The organism is Nostoc sp. UIC 10890 (assembly GCF_054786515.1).
Genome location: NZ_JBSGKF010000001.1, coordinates 1,826,204 through 1,840,988, shown reverse-complemented (window position 1 = coordinate 1,840,988; position 14,785 = coordinate 1,826,204). Strand labels below are relative to the sequence as shown.

14 protein-coding genes are annotated in these 14,785 nt (G+C 42.1%); 4 read left to right on the top strand and 10 right to left on the bottom strand.

What is annotated here, in order from left to right:
• Positions 1 to 192: 192 nt before the first annotated feature.
• Both ACWATR_RS07315 and ACWATR_RS07310 read right to left on the bottom strand, forming a co-directional pair.
• A complete protein-coding gene (locus ACWATR_RS07315; RefSeq protein ID WP_218107965.1) occupies positions 193 to 354 on the bottom strand; it encodes a hypothetical protein in 162 nt (53 codons plus the stop codon).
• Between the two features lie 71 nt (positions 355 to 425).
• Positions 426 to 587: a CHAT domain-containing protein gene (locus ACWATR_RS07310; protein WP_218107964.1), complete on the bottom strand. Its 162-nt coding sequence runs from the start codon at positions 585 to 587 to the stop codon at positions 426 to 428.
• Between the two features lie 313 nt (positions 588 to 900).
• On the opposite strand from ACWATR_RS07310, the gene ACWATR_RS07305 reads away from it, so the two are divergent.
• Together ACWATR_RS07305 and ACWATR_RS07300 are read left to right on the top strand one after the other, a co-directional pair.
• Positions 901 to 3,909, top strand: a complete 3,009-nt coding sequence (locus ACWATR_RS07305; protein ID WP_460330941.1) for a UPF0182 family protein — start codon at positions 901 to 903, stop codon at positions 3,907 to 3,909.
• Between the two features lie 109 nt (positions 3,910 to 4,018).
• Positions 4,019 to 4,201, top strand: coding sequence for a hypothetical protein (locus tag ACWATR_RS07300; protein ID WP_435020249.1), 183 nt, complete (start codon positions 4,019 to 4,021; stop codon positions 4,199 to 4,201).
• A 59-nt stretch (positions 4,202 to 4,260) separates the two neighbouring features.
• On the opposite strand, the gene ACWATR_RS07295 is transcribed toward ACWATR_RS07300, so the two are convergent.
• The 8 genes from ACWATR_RS07295 to ACWATR_RS07260 all read right to left on the bottom strand — a co-directional run bounded on the left by ACWATR_RS07295 (position 4,261) and on the right by ACWATR_RS07260 (position 11,177).
• Complete coding sequence (locus tag ACWATR_RS07295) at positions 4,261 to 4,728, bottom strand: hypothetical protein (RefSeq protein WP_460330938.1); 468 nt, start codon at positions 4,726 to 4,728, stop codon at positions 4,261 to 4,263.
• Positions 4,729 to 4,832: 104 nt separating this feature from the next.
• Positions 4,833 to 5,135: a hypothetical protein gene (locus ACWATR_RS07290; protein ID WP_181930907.1), complete on the bottom strand. Its 303-nt coding sequence runs from the start codon at positions 5,133 to 5,135 to the stop codon at positions 4,833 to 4,835.
• A 274-nt stretch (positions 5,136 to 5,409) separates the two neighbouring features.
• Positions 5,410 to 6,813, bottom strand: a complete 1,404-nt coding sequence (locus ACWATR_RS07285) for a glycoside hydrolase 100 family protein (RefSeq protein WP_460330936.1) — start codon at positions 6,811 to 6,813, stop codon at positions 5,410 to 5,412.
• A gap of 62 nt (positions 6,814 to 6,875) precedes the next feature.
• Entirely contained in the window at positions 6,876 to 7,685 is an 810-nt protein-coding gene (locus tag ACWATR_RS07280) for an SDR family oxidoreductase (protein ID WP_460330933.1), read from the bottom strand.
• Positions 7,686 to 7,956: 271 nt separating this feature from the next.
• Positions 7,957 to 8,616: a class I SAM-dependent methyltransferase gene (locus ACWATR_RS07275; protein WP_460330930.1), complete on the bottom strand. Its 660-nt coding sequence runs from the start codon at positions 8,614 to 8,616 to the stop codon at positions 7,957 to 7,959.
• A gap of 156 nt (positions 8,617 to 8,772) precedes the next feature.
• On the bottom strand, positions 8,773 to 10,131 hold the full coding sequence (locus ACWATR_RS07270; protein ID WP_460330927.1) for an APC family permease: 1,359 nt from the start codon (positions 10,129 to 10,131) through the stop codon (positions 8,773 to 8,775).
• Positions 10,132 to 10,382: 251 nt separating this feature from the next.
• Entirely contained in the window at positions 10,383 to 10,511 is a 129-nt protein-coding gene (locus ACWATR_RS07265) for a hypothetical protein (protein ID WP_460330924.1), read from the bottom strand.
• A 237-nt stretch (positions 10,512 to 10,748) separates the two neighbouring features.
• Positions 10,749 to 11,177, bottom strand: coding sequence for a hypothetical protein (locus ACWATR_RS07260; protein WP_460330922.1), 429 nt, complete (start codon positions 11,175 to 11,177; stop codon positions 10,749 to 10,751).
• A 1,100-nt stretch (positions 11,178 to 12,277) separates the two neighbouring features.
• On the opposite strand from ACWATR_RS07260, the gene ACWATR_RS07255 reads away from it, so the two are divergent.
• Positions 12,278 to 12,919: a hypothetical protein gene (locus tag ACWATR_RS07255; protein ID WP_460330920.1), complete on the top strand. Its 642-nt coding sequence runs from the start codon at positions 12,278 to 12,280 to the stop codon at positions 12,917 to 12,919.
• A gap of 238 nt (positions 12,920 to 13,157) precedes the next feature.
• Positions 13,158 to 14,483, top strand: coding sequence for a hypothetical protein (locus ACWATR_RS07250; protein ID WP_460330917.1), 1,326 nt, complete (start codon positions 13,158 to 13,160; stop codon positions 14,481 to 14,483).
• The last annotated feature ends 302 nt before the right edge of the window (positions 14,484 to 14,785 follow it).

Sequence of the window (14,785 nt, the reverse complement as noted above, 5' to 3'; positions counted from 1 at the left end):
ATTTGTGTGAAAGGGTACTGACTCTAAGATTTAGTTCTCTTATTCTGACCTATTTCCTAAAAATCGTAGTTATTTTCAATACATCTTCATTGAAAATTAAAACTTGAGAGATGGTTTGCAATGGGAGTATTAACTGTACGTTCGCTCATGTTGAGAGGAGATGAAGAATAAGTACTTGAGGAACTTTTCTGATCACGGACTACCAATCATAGTGAATGGTGCCCAATAAAACGGATGGGAGAGATTACCAACGATATTTTGTTGTAAGTAGGTTACCATTTGCGGTGGCAAAGATACGCCTTGATTTGTGCCAGTTAATTGATTGCCTTCAATTCGCACCTTTCCCTGAATCATTACTAACTTTGCTTATCGCAGTGCTTCTGCTTTAATTGGTGCAGTCTTTAACTGGCTGTAAAACTCCGTCATTAGTCGGCATCCGAGACGCACCACAAACTGGCAATAGCCGACTTAACACCGGTCTGTATCGCTAACCCCGCAAAACCCAACTCCGCTTGTTCATCCCTAAAAGCTGATTTACAAGTCCGACCTTTAGATTCATACAAAGCCGTGTAATTAAGTTTGGTCAAGATTATCTGTGATGGGATGTAAAAAATGCATGGGCTTTGCGAAATTCAGCTATTGTAGAAAGTAGTGATAATTTTTGGAAAAGTATTAACGAGTCACATCGAAGAGTCTCCCACCAACGAGTAAGTATGGTGAGAGAGAAAGGCCGCTTTGGGACTGGGTATTGGGGACTGGAAAACATTCCAAAATATGTTCGGGGTTAGAGCCAATTCCATAATTTTTCGTTTGAAAACCCAATCCCTAGTCACCAATCCCTTTTACATACTTTCCTTAATGCAGTAAGGTTGACTTTGCAGATAGTTTGGCTGCCACTGAATGTATTGGAAATGGGGCTTTAGACTATTAATCGGATTCTTGGGGCTGTGGCTACTATTGGATCTGGGTTCCCGCGTGGGAGCAGAGATTTTGTGGTTTCAGGAAGTTGGCTACCTCCAAGTATTTCTGTTGAGGGTGGTGACTCGTGGTGTTTTGTGGATAGTGGTGGCTGGAATAACTGCTGCCTATCTACTACTAAATCTGTCTCTAGCACAACGGCTAAAATATTCCCAGTCTCTGAAGATTGAGGAATTCAGGCGTGAGGAAGCAAAACTCACCAGTGAATTAACAAATTTTCTCAGTCCTCATAATCCAAGACACAACGAAACTCGGATACTTTCGCCGCAACGCTTTAAAAAATTGAGATTGCGCGGGTTATTACCCCTAAGTTTTGTACTGAGTTTGTTAATTGGTTTGATACTGGCTCATTATGGTCAAATTGCTCTTTCCTACTGGAATTATCCAGTTAATCAGGCTAGTCTACCTATTCCCACCCTATTCCGACCAGAGACAATCTGGCAACTCTTGAGGCAGATTGTCTCTCAAGTCTGGTATCTCGGTTTAATTGGGGGAGTAACGATCGCAATTTTAATTTATCCCCAATTTTTATTAACTGCGATCGCAATTTTATTCAGTCCCATGTTTGGGTTCATCTTATTCCAACACTGGCCAAAGGTACTGCAATATTTCCAGCCCACTCTTTTCAACAGCACTGAGCCTTTATTTGGTAAAGATATCAGCTTCTACGTCTTTTCCTTACCCGTTTGGGAACTGCTAGAACTCTGGCTGATGGGATTATGTTTGTATGGCTTCATCGCCGTTACTCTCACTTATCTCCTGTCAGGGGATAGTTTGAGTCAGGGGATTTTCCCTGGTTTTTCGCCCCAGCAGCAACGTCATTTATACGGTATGGGTGGCTTGTTGATGCTGGTAGTGGCTCTGAGTTACTGGCTGAGTCGCTATGAACTCGTGTATTCTAACCGTGGTGTTAGTTATGGTGCCAGCTACACGGATGTGATAGCCCAGTTGCCAGCTTATACCGTTTTGTGCATTGTGGCAGTAGCGATCGCAATTTACCTACTTTGGCGAACGTTTTTCTGGAAACCCAAATCCCAGTATCGTCGCTTGGTATTTTACGGATTAGGGGTTTATCTAGTACTAGTTGTATTAGCTGATGTTGTTGTACCTACTGTAGTGCAATATTTAATTGTCTTACCTAATGAGTTGCAACGGGAGCAACCCTACATTCAGCGGACTATCGCCTTGACTCGCCAAGCATTCGATTTAGAGGCGATCGATTCCAGAGGTTTCAACCCTCAAGGAACACTAACTGAAGCTGATATTCAAAAGAATGACTTGACAATTCGGAATATTCGCCTTTGGGATCAGCGACCACTGTTAGAAACTAACCGTCAGCTGCAACAAATTCGACCGTATTATCGCTTCCCTGATGCCGATATTGATCGGTATACTCTGAAAACAGATGTAACTTCCCGCCGACCATCTGCCCCTCGAAAACCACCAGAACCTCAGCAGGAAGCAATTGAATCAACAGAACGGCGGCAGGTACTGATTGCTGCACGAGAATTAGACTACACTGGCGTACCACAGGAAGCTCAAACATGGGTTAACCGCCATTTAATTTATACCCACGGTTTTGGATTTACTGTTAGCCCAGTTAATACAGTTGGGCCGGGTGGGCTGCCAGAATATTTTGTCAAAGATATTAGCGGTGATAGTAGCGCTTTAACAACTTCCAGTGAAGCCATTCGGGAAAGTATTCCCATTGGGCAACCCCGAATTTATTACGGTGAAATCGCCAATACCTACGTAATGACTGGCACAAGAGTTCGAGAGTTAGACTACCCCAGTGGTAGTGACAATGTTTACAACTCTTACAATGGTCTGGGTGGTGTTGAAATCGGTTCAGCATGGCGACGGTGGTTATTTGCCATGTATTTGAAAGATTGGCAGATGGTGCTGACGCGGGACTTTTTGCCAGAGACAAAGCTGCTACTGCGGCGAAATGTCAAGCAAAGAATTCGAGCGATCGCACCTTTTCTCAAATTTGACAGTGACCCTTATTTAGTAGCTGCTGCGGCTAATGAAGATTTCCCCAAAAATCCTAGTTATCTTTACTGGATTGTTGATGCCTATACAACAAGCGATCGCTATCCCTATTCAGACGCTGGTAGCGATAGTATCAACTACATTCGTAACTCGATCAAGGTAGTGATTGATGCTTATAACGGCAGTGTGAATTTTTATATTGCCGATCCCAGCGATCCAATCATTGTCACTTGGTCAAAAATATTTCCCAACACCTTCAAACCGCTCAATGCTATGCCAGTTAGTCTCCACAGTCATATCCGGTATCCGGTTGACTTTTTCAAAATTCAATCTGAGCGGTTGATGACTTACCACATGACCGATCCCCAGGTATTTTATAACCGGGAAGACCAGTGGCAGATTCCTAACGAAATCTATGGCAGTGAAACTCGTCCGGTAGAGCCGTATTATTTGATTACTAGTCTACCCACCGTACCTTTTGAGGAATTTATTCTGCTTCTACCCTATACTCCCAGACAGCGAACTAATTTAATCGCTTGGTTAGCGGCGCGATCGGATGGCGAAAACTACGGTAAATTATTTTTATATACTTTTCCCAAAGAAAGACTGGTCTACGGGACAGAGCAAATCGAGGCGCGGATCAACCAAGACCCAGTAATTTCTCAGCAAATTTCCCTGTGGAATCGCCAAGGGTCGAAAGCAATTCAAGGCAATCTACTAGTAATTCCCATTGAAGAATCGCTGCTGTATGTCGAGCCAATCTATCTAGAAGCCACACAGAATAGTCTGCCAACCTTAGTGCGGGTAGTGGTGGCTTACGAAAACCGGATTGTCATGGCCCAAACCTTAGAACAAGCATTACAGGGAATTTTTCAACCAGAAGTCACACCAGCCCCGGCGATTATCCGTCCCTTTGAAGAAGCAGCCCCACCTGGTTAAGGGATTCTAAAACACATAGCAGCCGATAGTAAGACATCGCCATTAACAAAATTTATTGCAACAGACATAGTTTAATGGTTCAACATAATGTAATAGGCACTAAAAGTTAATGGACATGCTACAAAATAACCAACTAGAGATCCGCCACATTAGTCCTGAAGTGAGGCAGTTGATTAAAATGTATGCCGATGTTAATAACTGTACGCAGTCTGAGATGTTGGAACGCATGATTTTGGAGTGGAATGCCCAACAAAGTGAGAGCGAAAGACCGCCAGGAGATGAAGATGAATAGTTATTTTGCTACAACCCCTAATCCACGTTCTAGCTAGAGGTTTTCATTAATTTGGATCTCTAGTTCAAGAAAAATTTTCCAGAGATTGGGTCTTTTTTGAGGGATTGAATAAAATCCCTCAAAGTCATCATACTACCCGTTAAGGTGAATTTAGGAGTACCATTTTGAGCAACGATTCTCACTTCCCCATCTTGGATCTGAATCTTATTCTTAATACTATCCCATAGAGTATCGAAGCTTTCATCATCCTTGCAACCATTCGCTTCAAGGAATCTTTGACGTACTTCTGTTTTTAGTGCTAGTGCTTCTGCTGCTTGAGTCCGCGCCTCAAAGTGTTTAATTACATCTTCGTAAGCACTCTCCCTCAGAGTTTTGTTTTCAACCTGAACTTGCTCTAACTGAGTTTTTATAGCTTGCAGTTGGGATGCTAAAGCGGTTGATTTCTGGTATTCAAGTTTTAAGGCTTGCTTTGCATTGGCTAACAAGACTTTATAATCTAGCTGATCTTGATTTTTTTCAGATTGCATTTTTATCTCTTGATCAACAGATTTAAGGCGATAAACTCTCGTCAGTTATCTGACAAGAACTGGCGAGAGTTTAGTAAATATTATGTGGGTTATCTAAGTATTAGTTATTTCACCAATAATGGTGTTTCAGAGGTAGGATTTTCCTGGATACTACTTAAACAAGAACTAATATGCAAACGGATAGCTCGCTCATAAACACTAGTCTGCTGAGTGCGTACCCCTACAGCCTGATATATTAAGTTCACTTCTGGAAATTCAGACCAATACATCAAAAAAATGTCTTTAGCTGGGGTAATAATTTCATAATTATTCTCTTGTCTTTTCTTTCTGAGTTTACAATTATTTAGTTGTAATTTTTGTCTGAATAGTTTTTCAAATTCTGGAATTAAATCTGAAGTAGTTTTCATGTGTTATCCACGTTAAAACGTGTTAATTATGCAAAGGCTATCTGGTGATATTACTAAGTATGACACTTCAGATACCTCTTACAATATAGTGTATCAGTTATCGAGTCTTTGAGAATTTGAGGTTACTTGTCCCTTCTGAGGAGCGAGGACTGGGGATTGGGGACTGGGGATTGGGGACTAGGGATTGGGAAAATAGTTAGCAGAGACACCCTGATAATTACACTGCTAAATATAAATAATCTTTGGGGTAGAAGCCCTGGAGGGCATTGAGTACCTACAGGCTACAGCCTGGGCCTTCAAGACCCTCTGCAAAGCTGATTAATTCCAAGTACTCTGGATTTTCCACGAACTTTTTAGCAGCCAGCAGTCCGGCAATGCTCCAAGTTTGATTGATTCTGGCTTCTTTGCCAATTAAACGACCATTGATGCCATCGTAGTATTCAGGAAATTGATCCTTAAATAAACGCCTTTCGGCAATAGCGATCGCTGCTTGGGCAAGTTCTGTTCTACCTGCTTTCTGCGCCGCACCAGCAAATAACCAGAGTAAAACCGGCCAGTTACCGCCATTGTGATAAGACCAAGCGCTGTTCTTTGAGTCACATCCTGTAACAATTCTCCACTCTAAACCATCCATTGCTGGAAAGCAGATTTTAACAGGCATATAGCCAATCAAGTCTTGCCAGCGTTGGGAAAATAAGTTCATGATGCTTTGAGATTCTGTTTCACTTGCTAAAGAAGCTAAAATTGCCATCAGATTTCCCAGAGCAAAAAAGCGAAAATCGATCCGTCCCGGCCCCAGATTTCCGGCTAAATATCCTCCAGTTTCGGGCAACCAATCGGTTAACCAACTGGGGATTGATTCTGAGTGAATATTGAATTTATTAACAACTTCTGCACCAAATTCGTTACCCTTGTAACGATATATTTCCCCTAATCGCTTCAGGTCTAGCCAATAATAGTTGCGGATATGATATTTCAAAGATCCCAATCGCCTGTTGACTTTGCCGAGGTAGCTATCGTCATCCCCATCTGGTAAAAGCAATTCAGTAGCAGCCCTGAGAGACGCATAGAATAACACCTGAATTTCTAGAGGATGTTCGTAGACTCCCATACGACGGTCAATCATAAACGCGCCATCGGGAACCAACATTGTTGGGTACATGGAAAACCGATGTACCAGACAAAGATCCAAAATGAGTTTGATACCTGCTTGAAAATCTGGCTGACGCGCTAGGGATAAATCGCCTGTAGCTTTTTCATAAGCGCGTAGCAAGAGAATCCACCACATACAAGAATCAATTGGGGGAACGCGAGCGATCGCCAGTTCACCAAAATCAGCGACCAAAAATTCCTCATCCCCATTAGAATGAACTTTGAAACTGGCAGGCATTAATCCCGCTCCCGGTTCAAAGCAGTCCATCTGCTTTTCATGACTTTGTAATTTCAGTGTTTCTACTAAGAAGTTACGGACAATCTCTGTTTTGCCGTACATCAGAAACACCAAGGCAGAAGGCACAAAATCGCGGAGGAAGCACTGGTCATAATTAAGTGCGTCTAACTCTAGATCATGGGCGGCTACAGTCCCAATGGGTTTTCCCTGGTAATAAATTATGGACTTTTCCAACAATTCCCAGGCTTCTGCTTCCAGTTGACTGTTCTGATCGATTGTGCTAGTCATGGGCGTTTAATTCCACTAATGGTATGTATCGGCTCAATTGTGGAAAGTACGCCAGCCTTACTTCAAGCTGACCAGCTTTCTCGGAAGTCAGCATAGAGAGTCAATCCACCATCTACAAATAGGGTTTGTCCGGTGATGTAGGCGGCTTCATCCGAAGCTAAAAAAGCTACTGCGGCTGCCATCTCCTCTGAAGTGCCAGCACGCCCCATTGGGATGTGACTTTCCACGATCGCCTTTTTTTCGAGGTCATCTATCCAGTCTTGATTTATTGGTGTGATTGTTGCTCCGGGGCCAATGGCGTTGACACGAATACCTCGGCTTGCATATTCCAATGCCAAGCTTTTGGTCAGGTTTTCCATACCGCCTTTGCTAATGGAATAACTGATATACATCGGTCGCGGAATAATTTCGTGAACGCTGGAAATATTAATAATCACCCCCGGACGATTCAGAGACAGGAGGTGTTTAATAGTTTCACGAGCGCAGAGATAAGCACCCCGGAGATTAACTGCAATTACCCGATCAAAGTCTGCTGTGGTAACTTCGTGGGACGGACTTTCTGTTTGAATGCCAGCATTGTTAACTAGAATATCTAGACTGCCAAATTCCTTTACTACGGTGTTGACCATCTCAACAATGTCTGATTCTTGGGAGACATCTCCTTGAACCAGCAGTGACTTAACACCACAATTTTCGATATTTCCGCAGGCTTTTTGCAATGCCATCTCTTCTGTGTCTACCGCACCTTCAGGGCTTTTGCGGTAATTTATAGCGATGTTGCACCCTTCTTGAGCGAGTCTGATAGCGATCGCCTGACCGATTCCTGAAGTTGCACCTGTAATTAAAGCGTTCTTTCCTTTTAACCCTATCATATTTCCTCTCTAAGCTGCTTTTGCTGGAATTAGCACTCAGTCATAAAATTTTGGATGTTAGATTTGAGATTAATCTTTTTCATATCTAAAGTTGCTACTGTCAACCACCTTTGGAGGTGATTTAAAATTCAAAAATAGGTCTTTCATGATTTTGAATTTCTGATATTTTTTGGCGAAATCCCTGTTAAAAATAAATGTGTAAGGGCATACAGTTGTACACCCCTACAGCCGATTTACTTGTTACAAGAATTGTTGAAAATGCTATTAGTCTCTAGCGCAAATTCGCTGGTACTTGTTCAGGAACTACCCAGTAGTAAATAGTTTTGCCATCTACAGTTAGAGTCTGCTCTGGTTTCCAATCACCCATATCAAAAGCGTGGGAGACAATGCGAGTCCCAGGTTTGAGTTCACTCAATAGCTTGGGACGAAGTTTGGCGTTTACCTCTGGCAGTAAGTAAAGTGTAACTACTGTTGCTTCACTAAAGTCAGTGGTGAACAAGTCTTGTTGGACAAACTTGACGCGATCGGTGACTCCTGCTTTCTGGGCATTATCATTAGCTTCTTGGATGCGTTCGGGGTTAATATCTATACCTACACCGCGTGTACCAAACTTTTGTGCCGCAGTATTGACAATTCTCCCATCACCACTACCAAGGTCGTAAAGTACATCATTCTTACCGACTTTTGCCACTTTCAACATTGCATCTACAACTGGCTGTGGTGTAGGTACATAGGGAACATCACCGGGGCGTTCTTGTGGTTGAGTTGTGGGAGTTGTCGCAGATGGTGTTTCGGTTTCGGTCTGACCGGTTAAAGTAGAAGGTTGCGTCCCGGCTTCCAAATCTTGCTGTTGTGGAGTACATCCAGCAATTCCCAAGCTCGTGATACTAACGCTTGTAGCCAGTAAAAACAGAATTTTTTTGAAGTTCATGAATTTTCTCCTTGATTTCAGTAGCTTGTGGTCAGTAGTTAGGAAAACAACTGATAGTCATAGAATTTTGAATTGCTTACGGTGTGAGGTTTGGTTTACACAATCCAAAATCAAAGTTGCGCTAGAAGCGCACCAAAGGTGCGACGCAAAATTGTATTAAGTCCTACGTTGGCGGTAGTTATTCCAGAACAACACGGGGATACCTGCTGCAACAACTAAAACACCAGCAACTGCTCCCACACCTGTATAAGCCAAGCTGGAGTAGAGCAAGTAACCACAGACGGCGCAAAAGAGTAATGGTGTGAGAGGATAAAATGGCACACGGAATGGGCGCACTATGTGGGGTTCGCGGATTCGCAATACCATCAGTGATATGCCGGAAAGCAAGAAGAAGAACCAAAATATGGGGGCGGTGTAATCCACCATTGTTTCAAAGCCTTTGCGGGTAAGCGTGCCTAAAAAAACTAGTGCTAAGGCGATCGCTGCTTGCAAAAATAAGGCATAGGTAGGACTGCTAGGACGTTGTTGCCAGCGTCCCATAAAACCAAATAGGGCAAAATCCTGTCCCAGTGCGTAGTTAGTACGCGCTCCAGTAAATATTGTAGCGTTGGTTGCTCCCAAAGTAGCGATCGCAATCAATACACTAATGAACAAGGCTCCCGGTGCGCCCCAAATAGAGCGCATTAAATCTGCGGCTACGGCTTCTGACTGTGACATATTTGCTAATCCCAGTCCTCGCAAGTAAGCCAGATTGATTAGCAAGTAAATGGCGGTAATAATGCCAATACTCCACATTAGCGATCGCAGAATATTACGTCGTCCATTTTGAATTTCTGCGGAGATGTAAGCCGCTTCATTCCAGCCGCCGTAAGATAGCAACACAAACACCATCGCCAGTCCCCAGGTTCCTGATGATGCAGGTTCCACAGGGGCGGCAGAATTAGGAATGGCCGTAAGCCCAAGAATTACTACCAGCAACAAACCTAGAACTTTGGCAGCACTTAACAAGTTTTGCGTCCACTTACCCTGCTGTAAACCGACAATGTTCAAAGCAGTTAAAAGTGCGATCGCTATAGCTGCATAAATAGAAGACGAAAACGTTCCTAGCCGCCATATCTGAGAAACATAATCACCAAAAACAAATGCCAAAAGAGCAATGGAACCAGTTTGAATCACTGTCATCCGCGCCCAGGCAAATAAAAAGGCGACTCCCCGCCCGAATGCACGTTTCAAATAGTAGTAGACACCGCCGACATCGGGATAAACAGTCGCCAACTCTGCATAGCACAAGGCTCCTACTAGAGACACGACACCACCCATTAGCCAAAGAAACATTACAGCAAGATCACTGCCTGCTTGACTTGCCACTAGAGCCGGAGTTTGAAAAATCCCTGCCCCGATAACAATACCCACAATCAGAGCTACTGCGTCTGATAATGTTAGGGATGGCTTAGGTACTCCTACTTCAGTTGATGTTGTCTGCTCAAGCAAATTGTAGTCTTTAGGTCTACTCACATTACTCCGTTATTTAGTGTTGAGTTGGGACTCTTGGCTTGGTTTTATAGTCTTTATTCAACAAAGGAATTATCTTTATGTACTCCAAATTTGGGAACTCACGATTCACCAAGACCTTTGAGGTTGTGAACTACTAGCCCAAAAGCTGGCCTTCGGGTAGGTCAAATTTTAATCACTGTTTTATTCATACCTACTATGGTAAAAAATAAATGTGACGGGAAAGTGACAGTCACTTATGAGATGTTCTCAAATTATTTGGTAACATTCAGATTAATTTCCCTGCGTAGCTTGCCGCCGTAGGCATCGCTCCAAATTCTTTTGCTAGACAACATCGTGATGACAATAGCATAGAAAATCTGACTCGCTAACACTTCTTCCACGAGTGAGATTTTTAGTAATCTAGAGAATGATTGACTAATAATGGGTAATCGTGCTTTCTTTGGTCAAAAAGCTCGTAATTCCCATACCACAAACGTTTCATTGATTTAGAATGAGTGGTTTATTTAAATCCTGCTGTACTAGAAACAGCGATCGCTCAAGATTTCAGATTAAGTAGGGATTCACATCTATGCGCTTCTACTTAATAAATAGGATATAGACTTTTTATCCCTAATTCTTTAGTATCGGCTACTGGGAAAAAGTAAAATATCGATTAATTCACCTACTACCAAACCCAAAACAGCTAGGACTGTTATGACCCAAAATGAATCTAGTTTGTTTAAGCCAGAAAAGCGCATTTCCAAATCAGCTAAAAGCGTAGTGGCTAAGGGAATGATAAAGAGCCTTAATAATATCGACCAAGTTGCTACCAACGCAATTGATATACTTAAAAATAAGATGACAACTAAAATTTTAGAGCCAAATTCAATTAAACGTTCTAACCAATAAATACTTTTTCGCACTACAGCTATAACCATAGCAGCGACAAAAGCCCCCACCAACCAAATAATATGATTAGCAGCAAGATACCATCCCAAGACAGTATAAGCCAATAAGAGTAATACTAAAGGCATCAAAGGAATCCTGTTAAAAAATTCCACATTCATACTGCCAATACTTGTAAAAATTCCAAGTTATTCTCTTAATTTTAGTCAAAAGTTGTTACTAATCAAACTTGTAAATATACCAGCTTTGCTCAGGATACTTATCTATCTACAGAGCAAATTTAAGGACGTATTTTTTCATCGTGACAATATATAGCTCTACTTAATCATTTGTACACAACAATAGAAATCGGGAATCTGAGCTTAGACGCTTATCAGGTCTGTAGCAACAACAGCATATTAAATCGCAAATTTTAGATTTGTAATCTAATTTAACTTTGTTCGATACGATTGCTTTGCAGCTTAAGCAGGAACTTGGGTTAGCGATCGGAGTAGATTGCTTATACGTATTGAAATTATCAGTAAGTTATATTTAAGACGTAAATTTATTAGTTGAAGAACAGTAGTATTGGAGAATTTAAGACTAGTGAGGTCTAAATAGATTGCTTTGGCTCTCACCTATTTGCCATGAAATTTAATCAAGAGGTGGTTCCAATTCACCGTGTACAACTTTGACAACTGTCCACAATACTGTTGCATGTCTCAAGCTCATGGTAATATTATTTTACTGTCAGGAGATATTATTTTATACATCAAGTTGCGACCATGCGGAAACAGTTAGTTAGGTGTGCTACCTCCAAAAAACAAAAAACTATTCGATCCTCCCAGGAAATCAACAAAAGCCCCAATGTGCAAAGCATAGAGCTTTTGAAATTCTGCTTATATAAGGTAATAAAGAGCTAGAAAAGCCTTGTTTCAGTAATTATAACAGCTAGCTAGGAAGGCATAAAATCCTCTTCCAATGGCAAAAAATTAGACAAGAGTAAATAGAAAAGTTTTGACATAGAGTCAATCGTTTTTTGTATATGTAAAAATATCAAAAAGCTCGATTTATCTTGCAAATAAGACATTAGTATTGTGTGTTTTATTTATATCTTAGTTACCTATATATAAAAGTCCTATTTGATTGGTGAAAACTTCAGCTATCCTCAACCAAACGAGGCAAGCTATTAAATTTAGCAAATGATTTAGGACTGCTAGATCAATCTTGATTTAGTAAAAACTCGATTATTGACAACGCAAATCAGAGTAACAGGAAAAACATGAATATCATTGTTCGTTTGTTTGGAGCGATCGCTCTCCAAATATCTGTGTTGGCTACGATGTCTAGCATGGCAATGTCTGATGACAAGCCCTTGCGCATCAATACCCAGCAAACTCCTGCTGTTTCTCAACGGAAAACAACACAGAGGATTTGCTCTTTAGATCCCATTGAGGATTTATTACCTCCACCACAAACTAAGGCAAGTAACTCTTTGCTTTCTTATCTTGCTGAACAGGGTTTTACACAGAATCAAGAGGGTTCCTGGGTCTGTTATGCGAATGATCCTAAAAAAGAAGGGCGTTACTTTACTCTGTTTAAGGTTAAACAAGTTAATGGCAGGCTTATAGCCAGTTCTTTCCTAGATGAGGGCAGCCTGATTCAGGGGCAGGAAAATCGTAGTTTGGACTTCTTTATGATGCTGGTTGAGCGTCATATGAATCCTAATCAAGAGAACCGTCAAGGTATACGTAGATATTTAGAAGCCTTTGTTTCCTTAGTCAAGCAAGGGAAAATCAAACCTACCCGTCGTGGCTTTCTTTTTGACCAACCAAACCGGGCATTGGTCTTATATCACACACTCTCATCAGGAAATCTTAAAGGTACGGGAATCACAATCAACATTCATTTACCTAAGAGTTGAATTGGGGAGTGGGGAGGATGAGGAAGCAGGGGGAGAAGAATAACCAATGTCCAATGCCCGAATGGCACGAAGTTAAGATACAGCCCTTGCCCTGACTGCTTCCCAGCCTGGAGGCGGAGCCTCTCGGAATACATTCCCAGCCAGAGACTAGGAACGAGGCGACACAAGCCTTTGAGTTTTTCTTAGTCCCATTCACCCAATTCCCAATTAAATTGCTGTCGTTTAGTGGAGGTGCATCTTGCCTAAATCAATTGTTCAAAGAATTGCGATGCCGAAGGTGGTTCGCTTTGCAGCGATCGCATTTTCATCTGTTGCAGTAGTACTCACTACGTGTCAGTCTGCTTTTGCACAGTTAAATGTTGGACGCTATGGCATCCAACAAGGACTAGAGTCTGAGTATCTCCAGTACCAAATTAATAACCAGAATTTGAGCCGGATGCGAGTCATTCCTGCATGTGATGTGGGATTTGGTCTGACCTGCAATAAGACTGGATCGGTAATCCAACAATTAGTGGAGTTAAACAATGGGACTAGTTATCAAAACCTTCTGATCCGAGCAGCCGGTGGGGAGAAAAACTTCCAGAATTTCGCTAGCTTCTACGGCAATAATCCCAATCTCTCTGCCGTGCCTTACGCCTCATTTTGGAGAAATGCATCCCCCACAATCATGGATGGATCTCAATACCTTCTAGGACAACCTTTTGGTCGCAATCCAGTAGAAGGACTCGGACTTGTAACCAAGCAGTTCTACTGGGCACCATACTCAGGAGTCAATGACTCTGTTAGTCCCCGTAATGGATTACTAGACCTGAAATTGTCATACGGACGACTGCTGTTTGAAGAGGCCTCAAAAATTTCTAACATTCAAGAGCAGATTCAGTCTCTAGGTCTGTCACCAGAGATGACAAATTTCTATTTAAATAAAATCTCTACAGGCTTGGATGCATTGAATTCTGGAGATCAGAACCAACTCCAACAGAAGATTTTTGAAGTACTATCCTTTCCATACTCCGAAGATGGTGGGGAATACGGACGGCCCAATAATGCGATTCCACAGGAATTGAATCAGCTCTTGGGAGAAGATATCGCAGGAGATATTTTGCTAAGTGACAATCCACTAGCCTTGGATGGAGAAACAATAGCTTTTGATGCTTTCCCTGCCTCTGCGGGAGATGTCTTGGTACCAGACAGTTCTGATTCCTTTCCACTCTGGCCAATAATCGGAGCTGGGGGTCTTGCTTTACTTCTGCTTCTAGCACTGGGTGGTGATAGTTCTTCAGCTCAACCATCTGTTTCTTCATCTCAACCACCTGCACCTATTTCTCCAGAAAATCCACCTTTGTCTCTCACCAACAAAGGCGAATGCGATCTGACTCCCAGTGGTAATGGTTCTGATCACACACAGATCATTGAAGTTCCGTGTAATGTTACTCCTAAAACCCCTACGGAAGTGAAGAGGGTAGTGGAGCCATCAATGATCAAAGCGCTTGTGTTGCTAATTGTTCTACTATGTATAGTTCGTCACAAACAGAGGGCTTTGAAACTTCGTAATTATGTTACATAACGGGATTTAGCCAAAAGTCAGAGTGCTGGTTTCCAGCGATGTCTACGACGGGCTACGCCTACGCAAGTCTGCGAACATCAGGCTCAGAATTGAAGAAGAATTCAGAAGTCAGAATAAAGACGCGACGCTCGCAGACTCGCTACCGCTCCGCTATCGTTCGCGTAGCGTGTCGTAGACAAGACTCGCTAACGCTTCTCTACGAGACGCTAAAAGCGAACGCTATTAAAGTAATGAGTAAGGAGTAATGAGTGGATGAAAAATGGGTATTTACTCATTACTTATTACTTATTACTCATTACTCA

Coding starts and splice junctions, on each gene's coding strand:
- ACWATR_RS07300 (WP_435020249.1), top strand. CDS start 4,019: ATGGACATGCTACAAAATAACCAACTAGAGATCCGCCACATTAGTCCT.
- ACWATR_RS07315 (WP_218107965.1), bottom strand. CDS start 354: ATGATTCAGGGAAAGGTGCGAATTGAAGGCAATCAATTAACTGGCACA.
- ACWATR_RS07255 (WP_460330920.1), top strand. CDS start 12,278: ATGAATATCATTGTTCGTTTGTTTGGAGCGATCGCTCTCCAAATATCT.
- ACWATR_RS07290 (WP_181930907.1), bottom strand. CDS start 5,135: ATGAAAACTACTTCAGATTTAATTCCAGAATTTGAAAAACTATTCAGA.
- ACWATR_RS07285 (WP_460330936.1), bottom strand. CDS start 6,813: ATGACTAGCACAATCGATCAGAACAGTCAACTGGAAGCAGAAGCCTGG.
- ACWATR_RS07275 (WP_460330930.1), bottom strand. CDS start 8,616: ATGAACTTCAAAAAAATTCTGTTTTTACTGGCTACAAGCGTTAGTATC.
- ACWATR_RS07280 (WP_460330933.1), bottom strand. CDS start 7,685: ATGATAGGGTTAAAAGGAAAGAACGCTTTAATTACAGGTGCAACTTCA.
- ACWATR_RS07305 (WP_460330941.1), top strand. CDS start 901: ATGTATTGGAAATGGGGCTTTAGACTATTAATCGGATTCTTGGGGCTG.
- ACWATR_RS07260 (WP_460330922.1), bottom strand. CDS start 11,177: ATGAATGTGGAATTTTTTAACAGGATTCCTTTGATGCCTTTAGTATTA.
- ACWATR_RS07295 (WP_460330938.1), bottom strand. CDS start 4,728: ATGCAATCTGAAAAAAATCAAGATCAGCTAGATTATAAAGTCTTGTTA.